The sequence below is a fragment of the Nocardiopsis lucentensis DSM 44048 genome (assembly GCF_000341125.1).
Lineage (GTDB): Bacteria > Actinomycetota > Actinomycetes > Streptosporangiales > Streptosporangiaceae > Nocardiopsis > Nocardiopsis lucentensis.
The window spans coordinates 1-3,755 of record NZ_ANBC01000374.1; the positions used below are offsets into that span (position 1 = coordinate 1).

4 protein-coding genes are annotated in these 3,755 nt (G+C 74.1%); all 4 read left to right on the forward strand.

The window, feature by feature from the left end; translation table 11 throughout:
- Positions 1-1,049 (forward strand): ABC transporter substrate-binding protein (locus D471_RS0112680; RefSeq protein WP_017598956.1); only part of this gene is annotated, 1,049 nt, incomplete at its 5' end.
- A complete protein-coding gene (locus D471_RS0112685) occupies positions 1,046-1,999 on the forward strand; it encodes an ABC transporter permease (RefSeq protein WP_017598957.1) in 954 nt (317 codons plus the stop codon). The genes D471_RS0112680 and D471_RS0112685, both read left to right, overlap by 4 nt.
- The gene (locus tag D471_RS0112690) at positions 1,996-2,901 is read left to right on the forward strand and encodes an ABC transporter permease (protein ID WP_017598958.1); all 906 of its coding nucleotides are present in this window, start codon (positions 1,996-1,998) and stop codon (positions 2,899-2,901) included. The genes D471_RS0112685 and D471_RS0112690 overlap by 4 nt, the downstream gene beginning before the upstream one ends.
- A 5-nt stretch (positions 2,902-2,906) precedes the next feature.
- Positions 2,907-3,755 (forward strand): ABC transporter ATP-binding protein (locus tag D471_RS0112695; RefSeq protein WP_017598959.1); only part of this gene is annotated, 849 nt, incomplete at its 3' end.

The window sequence follows — 3,755 nt, forward strand, 5'->3', positions numbered from 1 at the left end:
GCACACCGGAGGGCTCCGACGCCTGCACCGGGCCCTACCGGCTCGCCGAGTGGCGCGCGGGCCAGCGGGTGGTGCTGGAACGCGACGACGGCTACTGGGACGCCGGGGGCGCCGCCCGCACCGCGCGGGTCGAGTTCCGCTGGGCGGCGGAGAACGCCGTCGTCAACACCCTGACCACCGGCGAGGCCGACGGCGCCTACCTGGACACCGCGGCCGCCGCCGTGCCGCTGCTGAGCAACAGGTCCGTCCAGGTCTTCCAGGGCCCCTCCACCAACGTGTGGTCGCTGATCACCACCGAGCGGGGCGGCCTGGCCGACCCGCGCCTGCGCCGCGCCCTGTCGCTGGCCCTGGAACGCGACGGGATCGCCCGGGCGGCGTTCGGCGGTCTGGCCGAACCGTGGTCGACACCGCTCGGCCCGGGCGGCTGGGGTTACGAGACCGCACGCTTCCAGGAGGCGTACGACGCGATCGAGGGCGCTCCGGCCGAACCCGACGACGCCGACCTGGCCGAGGCGCGCGCCCTGGTGGCGGAGGCCGGGGCACCGGACGAGCCCATCGTCGTGGCCAGCGACGGCGAGGCGGCCCGCACCGTCATCGCCAACGCCGTCGTCGACGCCGCAGACCGGATCGGTCTGGAGGCCCGGATCCTCACCGTGCCCCGCCAGCAGTTCGGCAGCTTCTACGTGGACGCCGAGCAGCGCACCCAGGTCGACCTGTTCGCCGACGAGTACTGGATCTCCAAGAACGACCCGGTGGGCTTCTACAAGAACGGTGCCTCCGACGCCGGGGTGAACTTCTCCGGGTTCGCCGACCCCGAGTACGACCGCCTCGTCAGCGAGGCCCAGGCCGCCACCGACGACGCCGAGCGCGCCGAACTGGCCGTGGAGCTGGAGCGCCGCTGGACCGAGGACATGGTGTGGATCCCCGTCGTGCAGGTGCCCACCACGCTCGCGATGGCCGCCGACATCACCGGGGCCCCGGCCTCGGCCATGTTCCTGTCCGGCCCCTGGGCCGCCGGTCTGGGCGCCCGAGCGGAGGGAGAACGATGATCGTCCGCACCCTGCGCCGACTCCTGGGCATGGTGTTCACGCTGGCCGTGAGCTCCCTGCTGATCTTCGGCGCCATGTACGCCGCCCCGGGCGACCCCGTGTCGTTCCTCATCGGCGACCCCGAGAACGTCACCCCCGAACGCGTCGAGGCCGTGCGCGCCGCCTACCACCTCGACGAACCGCTCCTCGTCCAGTACGGGGCGTGGGCGGCCGGGGCGGTCACCGGCGACCTGGGCACCTCGTTCCAGTACAACGCCGCCGTGGGCGACCTGATCCTGACCCGCCTGCCCGCCACCCTGTCCCTCGTCGCCTACGCGTCGGTGCTCTTCACCGTGTTCGGCGTCGGCCTGGGCGCCCTGGCCGCCGTCCGGCGCGGCCGCCGCACCGACGCCGCCGTCACCGCGGGCACCACCCTGGCCGCGTCGATCCCGCCGTTCGTCCTGGCCATCGCGCTGATCTCGCTGTTCGGCGTGCGCCTGGGCTGGTTCCCCGTCACCGGTCTGGGCGAGGGCCTCCTCGGCCGGATCCACCACCTGACCCTGCCCGCGATCGCGCTGTCCCTGGGGTCGCTGGCCATCGTCGCCCGCGTCACCCGGCAGACGATGGTCGAGCAGCTCGACCTGGAGCACGTGGCCGCCGCGCGCGCCTCGGGGATCGGCGAGGGGCACATCGTGCGCCGCCACGTCCTGCGCAACGCCCTGGGCCCCGTGGTGACGATGTGCGGGCTGGTGATCGCGAGCATGCTCGGCGGCACCGTGGTGGTGGAGGCGGCGTTCGGCCTCAGCGGCATCGGATCGCTGCTGGTCGACGCGATCAACACCTTCGACTTCCCCGTGGTGCAGGCGGTCCTGCTGTACATGGTCATCACGTACATGGCCGTCACCACCCTGATCGACCTCGTCCACCCGCTGCTCGACCCGCGGGTCCGCGCCGAAGGGAGCCGGGCATGACCTCCCCCGCCACCAGAGACCCCGCCACCAGCACCGCGGACACGGCGCGGCGCGACACGGCGTACCCCGCACCGGGGCGGTCCGCCTCCACCCGCCGCCGTGGGAACGGCCCCCTGTGGGTCGGCGCCGCCTTCCTCGGCGCGGTCGTCCTGACCGCCCTGTTCGCCCCGCTGATCGCCCCCTACGACCCCGACGCCATCGACTTCGCGAGCGTGTGGACCCCGCCGGGGGCCGAGCACTGGCTGGGCACCGACCAGATGGGCCGCGACCTGCTCTCCCGGGTGGTCTTCGGCGCCCGGGAGGGGCTGCTCGCCCCGCTGGCGCTGCTCCTGCTCGCCTCCGCGCTGGGCGTGGCCGCGGGCACGCTGGCCGCCTGGCGGCGCGGCTGGGTCGACGCCGTCCTGGCCAGGGTCACCGACGTGATGTACGCGTTCCCAGGACTGCTGTTCGTCGTCCTGGTCGTGGCCGTGTTCGGCAGCGGCATGACCACGGCCGTCGTCGCGCTGGGCCTGGCCTTCGCGCCGATCATCGCCAAGTTCACCCGCAGCCTCGCGCTCGCCGAGGTCGCGCGGCCCTACGTGGACGCCTACCGGGTGCAGGGGGTGAGCGGCCTGGTCATCTGCGTCCGCTACGTCATCCCCAACCTGGCGCCCGCCCTGCTCGGCTACCTGGTGGTGCTGTTCGGGGAGGCCCTGATGGGGCTGGCCACGCTCAGCTTCCTCGGTTTCGGCGCCCAGGCGCCCAGTTCGGAGTGGGGGCTCATGGTGCAGGAGGGGCAGGCCGCCCTCATCCAGGGCGTCCTGTGGCCCTCCCTCGTCCCCGGCACGGCGATCGCCCTGGTCGTGATCGCGTTCAACATCGTCGGGGTGCGCCTCGCCGACCTGCTCAGCCCACGGAGGTAGGCCCCATGCTCCTCGACATCGACGACCTCACCGTCGACCTGCCCGGCGCGGACACGCACCGGCCGGTCCTGGACCAGGTCTCGCTCACCGTCGCCCCCGGCGAGGTGGTCGGCCTGGTGGGCGAGTCAGGGTCGGGCAAGTCCACGACCGCGCGCGCCGCCCTGGCGATGCTGCCCGAGGGCGCCACCGCGCGCGGGCGCGTCTCGGTCGCGGGCACCGACGTGCTCGCCGCCGACCGCGACGCGCTCACCGCACTGCGCTCGCGCCGGGTGTCCATGGTGTTCCAGGACCCCCGCTCGGTCCTCAACCCGGTCCGCCGCGTGGGCGACTTCCTCACCGAACGCCTGGTCCTGGCGCTGGGCGTGCCCAGGGCGCGGGCCGTGGAACGTGCCCGGGAGCTGCTGGAGCGGGTGGGGCTGGACCGGCCGGAGGAACGGCTGCGCCAGTACCCGCACGAGCTGTCCGGCGGCATGCTGCAGCGGGTGGTGCTCGCCGCCGCCCTGGCCGCCGGACCCGACCTGATCCTGGCGGACGAGGCCACCAGCGCGCTGGACGCCACCACCCAGGCCGAGGTGCTCTCGCTCCTGCGCGACCTGCGCGGCGAGCGCGACATCGGGGTCCTGTTCATCACCCACGACCTGCACCTGGCCGCCGCCTACTGCGACCGCGTGTACGTGATGTACGCGGGGCGCGTGGTGGAGGAGCGCACGGCCGCCGCGCTGTTCGCCGACCCCCGCCACCCCTACACCCGCGGCCTGCTGGCGTGCGCGCCCGGGCTGGACTCCGACCGGGAGCCCGAACCCATCCCCGGGGCCCCGCCGTCACTGGCCACGGCCTTCACCGGCTGGCCCTTT